14 protein-coding genes are annotated in these 15,740 nt (G+C 61.4%); 5 read left to right on the top strand and 9 right to left on the bottom strand.

From position 1 onward, the window contains the following. Nucleotides 1–353 precede the first annotated feature (353 nt). Nucleotides 354–1,334: a hypothetical protein gene (locus ACFQ6H_RS25805; protein ID WP_378649420.1), complete on the top strand. Its 981-nt coding sequence runs from the start codon at nucleotides 354–356 to the stop codon at nucleotides 1,332–1,334. On the opposite strand, the gene galE is transcribed toward ACFQ6H_RS25805, so the two are convergent. From galE to ACFQ6H_RS25775, 6 genes are all read right to left on the bottom strand, one after another. Next, on the bottom strand, nucleotides 1,306–2,340 hold the full coding sequence (galE, locus tag ACFQ6H_RS25800; RefSeq protein ID WP_378649418.1) for a UDP-glucose 4-epimerase GalE: 1,035 nt from the start codon (nucleotides 2,338–2,340) through the stop codon (nucleotides 1,306–1,308). The two genes, ACFQ6H_RS25805 and galE, sit on opposite strands and share 29 nt — an antisense overlap. After that, the gene (locus ACFQ6H_RS25795) at nucleotides 2,337–3,467 is read right to left on the bottom strand and encodes a nucleotidyltransferase family protein (protein WP_378649416.1); all 1,131 of its coding nucleotides are present in this window, start codon (nucleotides 3,465–3,467) and stop codon (nucleotides 2,337–2,339) included. Before ACFQ6H_RS25795 ends, galE begins: the two co-directional genes overlap by 4 nt. Further along, complete coding sequence (locus tag ACFQ6H_RS25790) at nucleotides 3,446–4,324, bottom strand: hypothetical protein (protein ID WP_378649414.1); 879 nt, start codon at nucleotides 4,322–4,324, stop codon at nucleotides 3,446–3,448. The genes ACFQ6H_RS25795 and ACFQ6H_RS25790 overlap by 22 nt, the downstream gene beginning before the upstream one ends. A 7-nt stretch (nucleotides 4,325–4,331) precedes the next feature. Continuing rightward, on the bottom strand, nucleotides 4,332–4,604 hold the full coding sequence (locus ACFQ6H_RS25785; RefSeq protein WP_378649412.1) for a PqqD family protein: 273 nt from the start codon (nucleotides 4,602–4,604) through the stop codon (nucleotides 4,332–4,334). 47 nt (nucleotides 4,605–4,651) lie between these two features. Next, entirely contained in the window at nucleotides 4,652–6,739 is a 2,088-nt protein-coding gene (locus tag ACFQ6H_RS25780) for a glycosyltransferase (protein WP_378649410.1), read from the bottom strand. Between the two features lie 775 nt (nucleotides 6,740–7,514). Continuing rightward, a complete protein-coding gene (locus tag ACFQ6H_RS25775; RefSeq protein ID WP_378630141.1) occupies nucleotides 7,515–8,279 on the bottom strand; it encodes an ArsR/SmtB family transcription factor in 765 nt (254 codons plus the stop codon). A gap of 443 nt (nucleotides 8,280–8,722) precedes the next feature. On the opposite strand from ACFQ6H_RS25775, the gene ACFQ6H_RS25770 reads away from it, so the two are divergent. Then, nucleotides 8,723–10,138 carry an NAD(P)/FAD-dependent oxidoreductase gene (locus ACFQ6H_RS25770; protein WP_378533029.1) on the top strand — a complete coding sequence of 472 codons (1,416 nt, stop codon included), beginning with the start codon at nucleotides 8,723–8,725 and terminating at the stop codon, nucleotides 10,136–10,138. Nucleotides 10,139–10,206: 68 nt separating this feature from the next. Here ACFQ6H_RS25770 and ACFQ6H_RS25765 read toward each other — a convergent pair whose 3' ends face one another. Together ACFQ6H_RS25765 and ACFQ6H_RS25760 are read right to left on the bottom strand one after the other, a co-directional pair. Beyond that, the gene (locus ACFQ6H_RS25765; RefSeq protein WP_003945020.1) at nucleotides 10,207–10,635 is read right to left on the bottom strand and encodes a PaaI family thioesterase; all 429 of its coding nucleotides are present in this window, start codon (nucleotides 10,633–10,635) and stop codon (nucleotides 10,207–10,209) included. Nucleotides 10,636–10,871: 236 nt separating this feature from the next. Next, complete coding sequence (locus ACFQ6H_RS25760) at nucleotides 10,872–11,654, bottom strand: hypothetical protein (protein WP_378544190.1); 783 nt, start codon at nucleotides 11,652–11,654, stop codon at nucleotides 10,872–10,874. A gap of 202 nt (nucleotides 11,655–11,856) precedes the next feature. On the opposite strand from ACFQ6H_RS25760, the gene ACFQ6H_RS25755 reads away from it, so the two are divergent. The 3 genes from ACFQ6H_RS25755 to ACFQ6H_RS25745 are packed head-to-tail and all read left to right on the top strand — an operon-like array spanning nucleotide 11,857 to nucleotide 15,253. After that, nucleotides 11,857–13,317, top strand: coding sequence for an iron ABC transporter permease (locus ACFQ6H_RS25755; RefSeq protein WP_230815749.1), 1,461 nt, complete (start codon nucleotides 11,857–11,859; stop codon nucleotides 13,315–13,317). Further along, a complete protein-coding gene (locus ACFQ6H_RS25750) occupies nucleotides 13,314–14,405 on the top strand; it encodes an iron chelate uptake ABC transporter family permease subunit (protein ID WP_230815623.1) in 1,092 nt (363 codons plus the stop codon). Before ACFQ6H_RS25755 ends, ACFQ6H_RS25750 begins: the two co-directional genes overlap by 4 nt. Beyond that, nucleotides 14,402–15,253, top strand: a complete 852-nt coding sequence (locus ACFQ6H_RS25745) for an ABC transporter ATP-binding protein (protein WP_020907760.1) — start codon at nucleotides 14,402–14,404, stop codon at nucleotides 15,251–15,253. The genes ACFQ6H_RS25750 and ACFQ6H_RS25745 overlap by 4 nt, the downstream gene beginning before the upstream one ends. Nucleotides 15,254–15,263: 10 nt before the next feature. Here the strand turns inward: ACFQ6H_RS25745 and ACFQ6H_RS25740 are convergent. Next, nucleotides 15,264–15,740: phosphatidylglycerol lysyltransferase domain-containing protein (locus ACFQ6H_RS25740; protein WP_378649408.1), on the bottom strand; the 477-nt coding region annotated here is incomplete at its 5' end.

The following is a 15,740-nucleotide window of genomic DNA, read 5'->3' as shown; positions in this document are numbered from 1 at the left end:
CCACATCAGAGCGCTTATTGGACGATCTTGCTTCGTGAGCAACTAGGCCACTCGGCGCGGCCGCAGTCGCCGGCAAGGCCAGATGGCGATCGCCGGCAACTCGGCCGGCGACAGTCGAGTCGCAATGATCAGATCAAGTCAGCCCAAGGCAGACTGTGATCTCGGACGGAAATGTGTGAACAGACGGCAGATGAAACCGACAGATCGACATGAGTGGGCGACGTCGAAGACGAATGCAAGAAACGGCACATAGGCCGAATATCGCCAGGTCGACAATTTGCCGATAATCTACATTATGTCAAGTAGTGGATATTCGAACGTCCCCCGTCAGCTCGTCCGCTAGCTTTACCCACATGGATTCTGTGGCGCTTGTCCTCGGCTCACCGCGTGGTCGTCGGTTCTGCGCGAACGTCGGGTACGCGAGCCACGCCGCCGCACGCTCCGGTAGACATTGGCCTCAATCGACCGAACATGCGCTCGAAGTACTCGACGCTGTTGACGTCCGAGCAATCACCGAAATGTCGGAACTCGAGATTCTGCACTGTCTCGCGTATGCCGTGGATTGTGCACGCTATTGGGAGCCGCCCGACGAGGAAGACTTGATCTTCGTGCGCCCCGCGGTCATTGCGGCATTACACCCGATCGCCCGGACCCTTCTCGGCTCGCCACACTCTGCCTGGTGGACCGAGCCGATTGACCTCCTGAACCAGCATCTGGTTGAGAAGCGAAATCCCATCTACGGCTGGTCGGACTTACCCTTGCGGATTTACCGTACGGAAGACGGCCTTGAACAGTGGCGCGCTGAGGCGCTCGATACCGAACGTCAGTTTCTGGAGTATCAGAACGCAGATCCGGACCGTCATATCGGAGGCGAATGGTGGTCCACCCCATTTGCCAACGGCACAACTGAAACGACCAGGGCTCGCGACGGTATCGGAGCCCTCGGAGTGTTTCTCGAAGAAGACAGCTCGTCGAACGAGGCTCGGGTGCAGCCTGTAAGGATCCATGGCACGCCCCGCATCTATGAAATCGCCGGTCCATCGGACTGGGCGAAACTGGTCGACACCTATCCCCTGGCAGTGCCCGCTTCACGTCGCTCCGTGTGGTACGACACGACCGGTGAATTCCGCAACTGGTTCATCCCGGATTGGGTCTCGGTGGCCGACGACTACGACGCCGTCCACCTGACGATGATGGCGTACCTGACCACTCCAGGCATCGCGATACCGCTGTCGGCCAACTCTGGTGCCACCGTGCTCGCCGGGTGGAATCCCGACACCACCTTCTGGCTACGTAGCAACAACATCACCCTCGACGACGACCCGACAGGCTGACGTTCGGCGACACCGAATTCAGTAAGTGCGACCGCACGGCCAGCCACCGTGCGGTGTCCTCGATCCCCTGTTCCAGGGTGAATGTCGGAACCCACCCGAGTAGTCGCAACGCACGGTCGTTCGACGCATAAGCGCCGGCAGTGTCACCGGTGCGTCGGTCGGCAACGACCACGTCGATATCTTCACCGAGCACATTCTCGAACGTGCGAACCAGCTCCCACACAGTGGTCCCCCGCCCACTGCCCAGATTGACGACAGTCATTCCCGATGAATCGGCGGTGATCCGGTCGAACCGTTGCAGTGCTCGAACATGAGCATCTGCAAGGTCCCAGACATGAACGTAATCACGCACTCCGGACCCGTCGCGCGTCGGCCAATCCGTCCCGGTCACTTTGAAAGGTGTTCCTGTCGAATATGATTCGAAGAGCTTTCCGAGTGCGTGCGTCGGGCGTGCCGATGGTGTTCCGCTTCGCAGTTCCGGATCTGCTCCGACCGGATTGAAGTATCGGAGGGATATCGCCGACAAATCTGTTGCTGCCACGATGTCGTCGAGCATGGTTTCGAACTGAGCTTTGCTGTGCGCGTAGGGACTCTGCGGTTCGATCGGCGAGGATTCGTCGACACACCCGCCCTCGCCCGGCGCGTACACCGCGGCAGAGGAACTGAATACGAAGCGCCCACACCCGTTCCGAAGGACACTCGAAACCAGCGCCAGTGATTTGGAGACGTTGTTCTCGTAGTACCGCGCCGGGCTACTGACGGAATCTCCGACCACGATCAGAGCAGCACAATGAACTGTGGCACCGATATCGGGATGGTCGGTGAATATCTTGTCGAGTAGTTTCTCGTCCGCAATGTCGCCACAGTAGAACGGGAATCGATGGGCGAATTCGGCACGGCCTGTCAGCAGGTTGTCGAGGATCACGACATCGATCCCGGCGTCGACGCACTTCGACGCCACGGTGCTTCCGATGAATCCCGCTCCACCGGTGATCAGGACTTTCATGCTGCTCCCCCGGCATCTTCGACAGCAGTCCTCGCACGACGGACGAAGTGAGACACGCGTGCGCGCGCCAAGGCCCATCCCCGTAGGTCCCGCCCGTCCCGGATCGAGAGCCGATCACGGTCGAGAAAGAGCGGCACCATGACCAGGTCGCGGTAGAGCGAGTGCAGACGTGGGCGATCGGCCAACCACAACGTCCATTGCCACCACCAACGCGCGGAGGTGGTGCTCACTCCGGTGCTCACGCCGAAGATCGATTCCACGGCGGCCCAGTGGACGTTCACCGCCCGACGGACATCGCGTGGCAACTGGCGCCGAGATAGCGTCACAGCAAGTGCCGGTTCGGAAGCGAGCAGGTACCCCACGTCGAAAACGCTGTTCATCGACAAATCGGCTCGAATCAAGGCCCGATCAGCCAGCCGCGCGTGAGCGATGACGTGCAGTGTCACGTCGGCAATCGCAAGCCGGGATCCTTTCGCCTCTGCGCTGATTCCTCGGACCGCGGCCTCTCGGGTCAGTGCGTGACGGGCGAACCGCGGAAGCAAGTGCGAATGGATTTCGACGGAGCCATGACGGTCGTCGCGAAGTAGTGCCGGCTCCTGATGATCGTCGTGATCGATGGCGTCGGAGTCCACTTCGTCCGGGCGGACCATTCGATAGCCGAAATCGAGGATCGCTTCGTTGGCCGGAACGGCGTGTGCAGGGTCGACGACCAAGAGGTCGATGTCCGTCATCCGTCGTGCTGCCGGGTTCGGCCAGACACTTCGCTCGAGAAGGGCGGCACCCTTCAGCGCAACCGTCGGAAATCCGTTGCTGTGTAACAACTCTTGCAGTTCCACTCGCTGTGCGTCGAGGTCCGAGATCCGAATGGTGTTTCGGTGATGGACAAGGCTCAGCGTCAATTCCGGACTCGATGCGGTGGCCGAGGATTCCGACAGCATTTCCGCGAAGCTCGCAGTCAGGACCGATGCGAAGCCGGCCTCGACTGCTCGGGAGGCGAGCAGCGGCAACACCTTGTGCCTGGCAGCGGCGTCGATGACTCTGGGCCAATCCTGCTGTGAACACAAGCGGATGACATCGGCCCCACACTCGGGTTCCAACATGGAAATCAGATACCGGGTGTCACGCATGACGCCACCAGTTCCTCCACAGTGTCCGCGCCGGTGTCGCCGTGGTGCCGAATCAGTCTGTAGCACGGGGCATTCGAGAGTAGGGCAGCGATGTTTCTCAGGGTCAGTCCGTGATTGTCGGACCACAACGCGGATTGCTCGGCCAGCGACTGTATCGCCTGGGGTGCGGGCATCGGAGCGAGTCGAGTCGGACCCTCGTCCCACCCAGCGAGGATCAGCACCAGGTCGATTCCGCGAACCGCCGAGTCGCCGTTCGGTTCAGCCGGCAAGGTTGACGGGTCCAATGCCCACACCGGCGGGGCGTACGGAAGATACAGCGAATCGTGCGCTTTGATCTCCGGGAGGACGTCGAACGTACCGGCTTTGAGGTGAACCCGCCGCGGTAGGCCCACAGCGTCGGTACCACGAATGAAGACGCCTTCGTCAGCACGCAATTGTGCACCCCGCAGGGCAAGGGCGAGCGCCAAGGTGGTCTTGCCCGCCCCGGAATGCCCGGCGATCGCCACTCTCACACCGTCGCAGTCGACCAGAGCGGCGTGCAAGCGTGTCCACTGTTGGGCCTGTGCGGCTGTCATGACATCCCGGTGCACCGTCCGATACACGCTCTCCGCGAGAAGTAGACCGTCCAGACCGACCAGCATTTCATTGCCCCCACCGATGGAAGATTCGATGGTGACGTCCCAGCGACCGAATGTCGCTCGATTCCGCTGAATCCGAACGTCGACGTTGTTGTCCGCAGGCCAGGGGCTGGCAATCCGATGCTCGACGACGCCGACCTCTGGTATGCCGAAACCGCGCACAATCGCGTCAACCCACAGATAGTGCGCCCGGAATTGCAGTACGTCGTTCCCGATCACGGAATTCTCACACCAGCAGACGCGAGGTGCTCAGCTGTCCGTACGTCTCGGTGACTACCGACTCCGCGTCGTGGCCAGGGATCTCGAGCACCTCTGCCACAGCCTGGACGATCTCGCTGACGGTCCGGCCGTCACACAGTTCCCACACCAACGTCGCGACCGGGTTGAGGTGATGGGCAACCTCGCTGGAACTGTCGTACAGCACAACCCCGTCGGTGAGATCGTTGCTCTCCACCGTCTGAGAGCGTTGCGGTCTCACATCTTCGAGTAGTTCGGTCAAGATATCTCCTTGATTCAGCGAATCCGATTTTCGTTTTGGTGGTGGTCTCACAGCGCGAAGCGTCGTGAGTATTCGGATTCGATTGCACCCGAACGAATCAGACTGCGTGTGGAGGCGATTCCGGGTGCCACCGTCAGGCACGTGAGCGCTCCCCCGGCACTCGCATCCACCAGGTAGTCGCCCAGAGTTCGGTAGTGACCCGCCCATTTTCCGAATGCTTCGGGATCTGACTCCGGATCCGCAATCTCGTCGAGAATTCGCTCGAAGGCGCGCGAATGGACGAGAACGGCGTGGACACCACGGTTCTCGGGGCTGGTGCGCAAGAGTGCCGAACCGTCGAGCAGAGCTCCGTCCCTCGATTTCGGGTCGTGTCCTAGTTGGACGACATCCCAATCGCGGTGATCGAGCTCTTCGCGGGCATGGTCCAGGATCGAGGTAGCCGCATCGAGCAAACTCACGTCGTCAGCAGCGATGAGGACCGAATCCCAGCCCTTCTCGGTCGCCCGAGAGACCGCGCGACGCCACGAGACGGCAAAGGCCGCTTCCTGATTCATCACGTCCTCGAAAGCTGAGACCCTCTCCACCGCGGCTACGCCCGGCAGGCGAATGAATCTATGCCAGGACGCCTTCCATCTGTCGATGTCGAGGTCGAGATTCACGACGACAACGCCGAGTTCCGAGTTCGAATCCTCGATATCCGAGTCATGTTCTCCCACTGACCGGGCGGGCGACAGGGGACGATCGAGCACAACGTCGACTGCGCCCCGCTCGAGCAGATACGCCGCCAGTGAAAAGTCGGAGGGTACGGGTCCGTCGATGTTGCGAGAAAGTTCGTCACGCAAAGTTCGGTACGCCGCCGCTCGAACGATCAGTGCTGCCCCGGCCAAGGTGTCGCCGTGTGCGTGGATAACGGCCGTATCGGCCTCAGCGGGGAGGTCGTCGGTTATGTTCCGCAGTTTGTACGCAAGGGCGGGTTCGATCACGCGAGCCTCGTCAAGGAAAACCACCGACTTCCAGCCCAGCAGAATTGCCTTGTCGATTCCGGCGAGCAACGCGGACGCCGTCCTCCACACTTCCGGACCGTCCTCTCGAGACGGAATGGCACGGTGAACGGTCAGTTCGATGGACTCGGCCTCCGCCAAGCACGAACGCCACGGAGCGACTCGGCTGTCATCGCTGAGAACGATCACCCCACCGAAGGCCAGTTCCGGTCGCTGGACGCTCAGTTCGGCACGGCGGCGAATCTCAGGATACGAATCACCGAGGTACCTGGAGAACTGACGATGGAGTGAGTCGAGGTCCCAACCGACTTCACTCCAACCGAGCAGGTAATTGTGAACGCGATCTTCCCAATTTATTCGATACGGGACACCCGCCGGGCGTTCGAATCGATGGTGCCAACCGAATGCCGGAAGGCAGACGACTTTGCCGCCGTTGATTCGGAACTTCTCGTGGATGTACCCCTCTTCACCTCCGAATCCGGTGAAATGCGAGTTCAATCCGGGCCACGCCTCACGCCTGCAGGCAAATGAGCCGAGGCCCTGCATGACAATTTCGAAAGGCACGTCGGGGTGTTGCTTCGCGCGCGGATCAACACCCCAGGAGCCGAACATTCCGTTGCGCCATTGTGGGTCCATGTGGGTGGCCGCGATATGCGAGGAATCCTGGGAGAGCATCGGTCCCTGAATCAGATCGTCGGTTTCCGGATTCGCATCGAAATAGGCCAACAACGCCGACAACGATCCCGGTGCCAGGATCACATGGGAGTCGAGGACCAGGACATACTTCCCGGTTGCCTTGCGGAACAGGACATCCCGCACTGCGGTGGATCGAACGTCGGTGAACGGAATGTAGCGGAATCGATCGATGTAACCGGCAAACGATTCGAGCATCGGTGCCGGCAACCCTTCGGGGTTGTTGTCCAACAAGACGAATTCGACTCTGTCCAGAATTTCGCGATGATGGACCAGGATCGAATGAATCGTGAAGTACGCCCCGTCGAAATCGTCGTAGGTCGCGATTGCGATAGTCAGATCAGCCGGTTCTCCGTGCGGCGGCGTCTCCCTCACCTGGACTGGGCCCGCGCTCTGAAGCTTCTTCAGAGCGCGGTGTAGCGCGACGTCGAACTCTGTCATCGTCGTGTGCTCACTCGGAACCAATTTCGTTGTGTCGGTTACGTGGGTTCTGTGGGATTCGTCGGCAGAGTCGGGACGGTCGGAAGGGTCGGCTCGGTGCGAGTGGTCGGCACCGTTGGCACAGTCGGGACGGTCGGCTCTGTCGGCTCAGTCGGCCCAGTGGGCCCAGTGGGCTTTGCGGTCGTCGTTCCACCCGAACCTGAAGAGCTACCAGTTGATCCCGAACTCCCGGTACTACCAGAACTACCCGAGGACCCCGAACTTCCCGACGATCCTGAACTTCCCGACGATCCGGGGTTGCCCGGCTCGTTTCCGCCCGGCTGGTTCCCTCCCGGAGTATTGCCTCCGGGTTGGTTCCCGCCCGGTTGTTCACCGCCTGGTTGATTCGGATTCTGCTGGCCACGACTAGGCGCTCCGGAAAGATTCGGCGTGTCACCGGCTGCGAAGGCCGGCGCCGCACCACCGAGGCTGATCGACGTCACGACCGGCACAGTTACCGCCGAGGCCGCTAGAACTGTCTTGACGAACTTGCGCCGATCAACCGGAACATTCTGAAAAGCGTCGCCGCCCATAGCGTTTCTCCCATGCGTCCGAGACGAGGTCGTCCTCACCCGATGTCGGGGCAAACGCTAGCATCCAACTGGCAACTTTACAGACTGAACGCGCCGGAATTTGGGCTTTTTGCGAATTTGAGACCGGATCGTGCCGACAATTCGGGCCGAAGTACGGCGAACTCCTCCTGTTCAGGGGACACGTTTGTCGTGGTCGACAACCGTCAACCGACCGGCATCTCCCACGGCGCCACCGGAAGCGTGTTTCCGGTCTCGAGATAGGACTTCAGGTTCGACAGCACCGCCGACCATCCGCCCGCTACCTCCATGCGAGCCGATTCGTCCGCCAAATCGGTGTGCTTGACGGTCAGGCGCACGATCGCGCCGAAGGCTTCGATGTCAAAACTCACCCGCGAGATGTCGACGCCTGGTTCACCGTTCGGATCGGCCCAGGTGGTAACCAACCTCGACGGCGGGTTGCTCTCGACCACGGTGCCGACTACATCCGCGATGTTCGAGCCGTCGATCCGGCGATGCTCCCACGTCGATCCCGGCTGCCAATCGGAGACGTTGCTGTGTCCCCAATACTCTGCAGTGGCCTGTGCATCCGTGAGTGCTTTCCAGACGTTCTCGGCTGTGCTGGCGATGTAGGTGACATACACAAAGCTGGGCTTGTCGGTCATGGCTTCCTCCGCGAGTTTTTTGACGGTACTGAGCGCGTTCAGGCGCGGCACCTCGAACTTGTTGATCCATCGCTCTCGAATTTCTTCGAGCGCAACGGGATTGAGATAATGAAGCTTGGATCTCCCCTGCCGAACCGTGCTGATCAGATTTGCATCCTCGAGCGCTGTGAGGTGTTGCGTGACAGCTTGTCGACTCATGTCCAGGCTGTCGCACAGGTCGCCGAGCGACTGACCGTTGGCTATGAACAAGCGATCCAGAAGAAGCCTCCGTGTCGGATCGGCAAGAGCTTTGAACACTGCATTCATCCGGTCGTCCACAACTTCACAATATGCAAGCACTTACTTGCATGTCAATGGTTGGGCGTGCCGGGTTTCGAAAGTGGGGATCGATGAGGTGTGATGTCACTAGGTGAATGTGATCTGAATCCCGGATCGCAGCAGACGAGAGGTTGGGCACATGGACTGGGCAGCAATTGGAGTAGGTGTCGGGTACGCGTCGGTGGCCCTGTCGATACTGGTTTTCGTCGGCGGGTGCATCGCACTGTTCATCTTGTCGGTCCGCCAGTAGCCGACACCTCGACAAAGTGGTGATCACCCCCGGTTCGGCGAAGCCGATCGCATCGGGAGTGATCACCTCCGAGGCCGCTTGATCGATTCGGACCCTGCTGCGTTCGACGGCCTGCTCGCAGAGAAGCTCGGCCGCGGTGGGACTACCGTAGGACTGTCGCCTAGAACTCGAGGAGTACGGAATGAGCATCCAGTCGGTTGAACCGCACCGCCACCGCGTAGTGGTGATCGGTTCCGGCTTCGGAGGATTGTTCGGCACTCAGGCTCTCAAAAAAGCCGATGCCGACATCACGATGATCGCGCGTACAACCCACCATCTGTTTCAGCCGCTCCTCTATCAGGTTGCCACCGGCATCCTCTCGGTCGGGGACATCGCTCCCGCTACGAGGCTCGTGCTGCGTAAGCAGAAGAACGCCCAGGTACTGCTCGGTGAAGTCGAGACGATCGATCTCGAGAACCGGACTGTGACCTCGCGCCTGCTCGAACGCGTCACGGTAACGCCATTCGACAGTCTGATCGTGGCAGCAGGTGCCGGTCAGTCGTACTTCGGTAACGATCAGTTCGCAGAGTTCGCCCCGGGCATGAAAACAATCGACGATGCCCTCGAACTGCGTGGACGTATCCTCGGCGCGTTCGAACAAGCTGAGCTGTCGGACGATCCTGCCGAGCGCGCGCGCTTGCTGACCTTCGTCGTGGTCGGCGCCGGCCCCACCGGCGTGGAGTTGGCCGGACAGATCGCCGAGCTTTCCCGCCGAACGCTCGACGGCGCTTTCCGCAAGATCGATCCGCGTGAGGCACGTGTTGTGCTCCTGGACGGCGCTCCTGCAGTCCTGCCCGTGTACGGCGGCAAGCTCAGCCGTAAGGCAGCCGAGACCCTCGAGAAGCTCGGCGTAGAGATCCAGCTCGACGCGATGGTCACCGACGTCGACAACGACGGTCTGATCATCAAGGAGAAGGACGGCACGCTTCGCCGTATCGAGTCGCAGTGCAAGGTGTGGTCTGCCGGAGTTCAGGCGAGCCCTCTCGGCAAGCAGCTCGCAGAGCAGAGCGGCGGAGAAACCGACCGCGCCGGCCGCGTGATGGTCAATCCCGACCTGTCGCTTCCCGGACACCCTAATGTCTTCGTCATCGGCGACATGATGTCGCTCGACAAGCTTCCCGGTTTGGCTCAGGTCGCCATGCAGGGCGGCAAGTACGCGGCCAAGCAGATCAAGGCGGAACTGAATGGTCAGTCCCCCTCGGCGCGAGTTCCGTTCAAGTACTTCGACAAGGGCAGCATGGCAACGATCTCGCGCTTCAGCGCGGTAGCCAAGGTGGGCAAGCTCGAGATCAGTGGCTTCATCGGATGGGTTGCCTGGCTGGCAATTCACCTTCTGTACTTGGTCGGGTTCCGTTCGCGCGCCTCGACGCTCTTGTCATGGGCTGTGACGTTCTTCGGGCGTGGCCGTGCTCAGATGGCGTCCACCGAGCAGCAGGTCTTCGCGCGAAACGCGATGGGCGAATTGGAGAAGAAGAACAAGGAAGCGACCGAGTCCGGCAGTGCTTCCAACGGCGAGTCGAAGAAGACGGCAGGCAAGCAACAGAAGGCTGCCGGCTGATCAGTACCTGAGTGAACGGCGAAGGGTGGCAGTGGAGTTCAACTCCACTGCCACCCTTTCCCGTGTTCTCAGTTTCCGATCTTCGCCACCTCGGTGATGTTCGCGAGGCGAACCTGTCCCTTGGAGACGAGTCTGTCGTTCTCGTCGGTGATGCGAACCTCCCAGAGCTGCTGAGTGCGTCCACGATGAATCGGGGTGGCTTCTGCGGTGAGTGTGCCTTCCCTCGTTGCACGCAGGAAGTCGGTGTTGTTGTTGACGCCGACCACGTGACCTCGCTCGCCCAGCCACACGGTGCCACCGACGCTGGCGAGAGACTCCACCACCGAGCAGTACACGCCTCCGTGCTGAATCCCCGCGGGCTGGTGCAGCGTGGGCTTGACCGTCCATTGCGCCCGCACACGATCTGGGCTCAGTTCGGTGTATTCGAGGCCGATGGTGGCGTCGAAGCCCGTTCCGAGCCGTTTCATCATCTCTGCGGTCTCAGCAGTGTCGACCATGCCATCTCCATCTGTGATTCTCCGGCGCCGGTGTGGCTGCCACTCCCTACTTGATTACACGAGAGGTAACTCGAGCTTGGAATCAGGTCTGGAAAAAGAACCGGCGGGTTTCACATCAATCGATGTGAAACCCGCCGTGGGAAGGACCGGGAGTCTCTGCAGCCCTCAGGACTCCGGCGCGGTCCGGCAGTTTCGTCACTCTCGCGGTGTGTAACTCTCCGCGAGGTGTTCCACAATCATAGGCAAGGCTGACCTAATTTAGCAAGCCCTTCGTCGAACTGGTTCCAGCGAGGGCGCAGCGAGACCTTGCGGCGCGCGCGAACCGGCAACCCGGCTGCGACAAAGGCGTCGAGCAGGCCCTGTCCACGGCGCTGCGCTACCGATTCGCCTTCACCGGCCAGGATGGGGACATAAGCAGCTGCACCCAGGATCGACTCCCCCACCAGTCCCCAGAATCTGAACTGGTCGACGGGCGCACATCTGGCCACGGCGTCGTAGATGGCGCGCAGCGACGTCAGGCAACGGTGCGCAGTCCAGATGAGGAGCGCCTCTTCACACGGCATGTCGACGACGCCGTCACTTCCGCACTCTCGCCCGTTGGGTGCCACACGAAGCGTTTCGTCGACTACGCCTGCCCAATCGATTCCGCCGTCGCTGTCCATGTGGATGAACAGGTTCTCGAGCCCCGGGTCCCAGGCGGACCCCTCGGAGACGATGGATGCGGCAACTCTGCCGACCACGGCATGAATGAGCGACGTCGCAACCTGTATCGCGGCAGCTTCAGCACTGTCGAGATCTTGAAGTGACCGGGCGAACATCTGTTGCACCCGATCCCCACACAAGCCTTCACTGAGCTGCCACCAGCGCCGTTTGCCTTCGCCCGCCATGGCGGCAACCGCATAGACACGCGGATAGTCAGGGTTGAGTGCTCGTAGGCGAACGCTGGTGCGGCTCAATGCGTTCGACCGGAGTTCGAATTCACGAACATCCGCATGCTGGGTGGTCAAGGTGATTGTCACCGTGCATTCCAATCGGCCGAAGTTGTCTTGTGGTTCTTAATGTAGGTTAGCCTCACCATAATTCAAGAGGAAAGAACTGTGACGCTGGGCACCGCATATTCACAGGAACTTGCCCCGCGGGGAGCACACCCACATAGGGTTCCGTAACCTAAGATGCGAATTCCCTGCGCACAAAGACCAGGAGCTCGAACCGCCAGTGACGATGATCAAACCTCTCGGGAACGGACATCCCCGAGGACCCAGCGAGACGTACGGACGGCGCATAGTGCCGCGCGGCCCGGCTCCTGTCCGAATGCGTGTTCTAGCTGGCATTTTCGACGCGGGGGTGTTCCTGCTTCCGTTGCTCGTCGGCTGGTACATCGTTCAGTCGCTCCGAGACGAGAACGGTGGCGGCGAAGCCGACCGCGCCGTATTCGGTGGGACGGCAATAGCCATTGCCGTCGGTCTCCTTGTGTGGAACCTCGGATTCCGCGAAGGTGCCACGGGCCGGACCTCGGGAAAGGGATGGGTAGGCCTGGTCACGCGAGACGCGAAGACAAAGCAGCCCATCGGTGTTCGCCGGGCTCTGCGCAGGCCGTTCGATCGAACCGGTATCGAGGTGGTGCGTGAAAGCACGGCGCGCGAAGAAGGGTTCGAGGAACTCGCGCGCGACAACAGCGTCGGGGCAACTCGTCGACGCCGGCTGATCGGTCTCGCGGTGCTCACGGTTCTTCTCGCGCTCGTCATGCTCGCGAGCATCGCGGTGGGCGCTCGGCCGCTGACGTTTGCCGAGATCTTCCACGCCATCTTCAGTTCGGACGGCACCCAGACGGACATCATCGTGCGAACGTTGCGTGCGCCTCGGACCATCCTGGGTCTTGTTGTCGGCATCGCACTCGGTATCGCCGGCGCCCTGATTCAAGGACACACGCGTAACCCGTTGGCAGATGCCGGTCTGCTCGGCCTCAACGCCGGCGCGGCGTTCTTCGTAGTCATGGCGATCTATCTCTTCGGCTTCACCGCACCGAGTCAGTATCTCTGGTTCGCGTTTGCAGGATCGTTCGTCGCCAGCATCGTCGTCTTCGGCTTGTCCTCCATTGGAAACGGCGGCGCAAGTCCTCTGAGTTTGGCTCTGGCGGGCGCAGCCGTCGCGTTCTTCCTGCAAGCCATGACCAATGCCGTGATCATCCTCGACCAGACCAGCCTGGACGCCTACCGTTTCTGGGTAGTCGGGTCGGTGTCCGGTCGCGGGTTCGACGTTCTCTGGCAGGTCCTCCCCTTCCTGATACTCGGCTTGGTCATCGCCCTGGCAAGTACGCCTGGTCTCAACGTCCTGAGCCTGGGTGAGGACGTCGCAAAAGCATTGGGAACGAACATCGCGTTCAGTCGCACACTCGGCATCATCGCGATCACCCTGCTGACCGGCGCCGCGACTGCAGCGTGTGGACCTATCGCGTTCATCGGATTGGTGGTCCCCCACGTGGCCCGAGCCATCACCGGACCCGACTACCGATGGCTGGTCCCGTACGCGGGCTTGCTCGGTGCGGTCATGCTGATCACCGCGGACATCATCGGTCGCGTGGTCGTGCGCCCCGGCGAGTTGCAGGTCGGAATCATCCTGGCCCTCTTCGGCGCTCCGTTCTTCATCGCTCTCGTACGCCGCAGGAAGTTGGCAAGTCTGTGACGCTCAAGCAAGAACTCCGGGTACTGCCCCGGACCGTCCCCTCCCGTAAGTCGATTCGTATCGGTGGATTCTCGCTCGTCTACCGTCCACTCGCGGTGTCGGTGAGCATTGCACTCGCGGTCGCACTCTTCCTTCTGCTCTGCATCAACATCGGACGCGGCGACTATCCGATCTCGATCCCCGATGTCATTTCCGTCCTGCTCGGCAATGGAAGCAAGACACAGAACCTGATCGTCTTCGACCTCCGACTTCCTCGCTCGCTCACCGCACTCTTCATCGGTATGGCACTCGGCATTGCCGGTGCGGTCACCCAGACGATCGCTCGCAACGCCCTCGCCAGCCCCGACATCCTCGGAATCACGGCCGGATCGAGTGCTGCCGCAGTTGCTCTCATCGTGCTCGGCGGTGGCGGGTCGTTCGTGGGACTGCTTGCCACACTGGGGATTCCGCTGGCGGCACTCTGTGGCGGACTGCTGACAGCAGTGGTGATTTACGCCTTGGCATGGCGTAAAGGCGTAGAGGGGTTCCGCCTCATCCTGATCGGCATCGGCATAAACGCCATGCTCGTGGCAGCGACGGGATGGCTCCTCATCTCGGCGGACATCAACGATGCTTCCCGAGCACAGGTGTGGCTCAACGGTTCGCTCAACGGTGCCACCTGGAATCAGATGTGGCCGGTAGCCATCGCTGTCGCGGTGGTCGGCGGCTACGCGGTGATCGCCTCGTTCACCATGGGAGCGTTGCGGTTGGGCGACGACAACGCCACCTCACTCGGTGTTCGCTTGCAATCGTCGCAGGCCAAACTGTTGCTCTCCGCCGTGGCGCTGGCCGCCATCGCAACCGCCGCAGCAGGTCCGGTCGGCTTTGTCGCCCTGGCTGCGCCTCAGGTCGCCATGCGTCTGGTGCGCTCTGCCGGCCCGCCCATCGTGGCTTCTGCGCTGACCGGTGCTGTACTGGTGGTCGGCAGCGACGTCATCGCTCGAACAATTCTGCCTGTGGAACTCCCCGTCGGAATCGTGACTTCCGCACTGGGTGGTCCGTTCTTGCTCTACCTGTTGGTTCGTAACAATCGGAAGGTCACAGCATGACCACCATCGCCCAGTCCACCGATGCTCCTTCGCGTCTCGTCGCGCAGAATCTGACGCTCGGGTACGGGGATCGCATCATCGTCGACGGACTCGATCTCGAGATCCCCACCGGCGTGATTACGACGGTCATCGGACCCAACGGATGCGGCAAGTCGACACTTCTCCGCGCGCTGGGCCGTCTACTCAAGCCCAAGGGCGGATCGGTCATCCTCGACGGCAAAGCGATCAGTTCGATGAAGACCAAGGAAGTCGCGCGGGTCCTCGGCATGCTCCCCCAGACGCCGGTAGCGCCTGAAGGGCTCACCGTCGCCGATCTGGTCTCACGTGGACGCCACCCGCATCAGTCGTGGATTCGGCAGTGGTCTGCGGACGACGAGGGCGAGGTCGCCGAAGCACTCGAGCTGACCGGAGTCTCGGACCTTGCGGATCGGCCGGTCGATCAATTGTCCGGCGGCCAACGTCAGCGGGCCTGGATCTCGATGGCTCTCGCCCAGGGAACCGACATCCTGCTCCTCGACGAGCCCACCACGTACCTCGACCTTGCGCACTCGATGGAAGTCCTCGACCTGGTGGATCAACTCCACGAGGAAATGGGGCGCACCGTGGTGATGGTTCTGCACGACCTCAATCTCGCAGTCCGGTACAGCGATCATCTGATCGTGATGCGCGACGGCGCCGTCGTCGCTTCGGGCGTCCCCAAGGACATCATTTCCGCGGAACTTCTGCTCGAGGTCTTCGGTCTCGAAGCTGCAGTCATCGACGATCCGGTCTCGGATCGGCCCCTGATCGTCCCGATCGGCACCCGACACGTCTTCGGCGCTGTCGGCGGGCCGGCCAAGCCCGCCTGAAGATCGCGAATCAGCGACCCAGAATCGTCCGAACGAGTTTGAATCCCTGACCGATCGACACGGTCGGCAGATACGCCCGCCCGACCGCGTTGCCGATGCTCGGTAGCGCGGCCGGATCGGCAAAAGTCATGTGCATCGGCACGTACCGGGGTTGGAACTTCGATTTGAAGGCCAGCAGCGATCGGAAGCCGTACACCGGTTCCAGTGTGCGACCGAGTAGATCGAGGACGCTGTCCATCATCGCCGAGAAGGTCGTGGCCGCAGGTTCGGCTGCGTCCGTAGTGGAGTCGGCGGCGATTGTTGCCAACGGTGCACCGGACAGACTGAGGAACTCGACACCCTCCTCCTCCAATTTCAGTGCGGCAGAAGCGATGAGGAACTCCATCGCGGGCCGGAACCCTTCGGAGCGTCGCCTCATGAAGTCGAGGGTCCAGCCGACGACCTGGCCGTCACGGTGCACCGGCAGCCACGACGTGACACCGTGCAC

Source organism: Rhodococcus sp. NPDC056506, assembly GCF_042794945.1.
In the GTDB taxonomy this organism is placed as follows: domain Bacteria; phylum Actinomycetota; class Actinomycetes; order Mycobacteriales; family Mycobacteriaceae; genus Rhodococcus_F.
The sequence above is the reverse complement of the archived record's forward strand: the minus strand, read 5'-3'. Positions and strand labels throughout refer to the sequence as shown.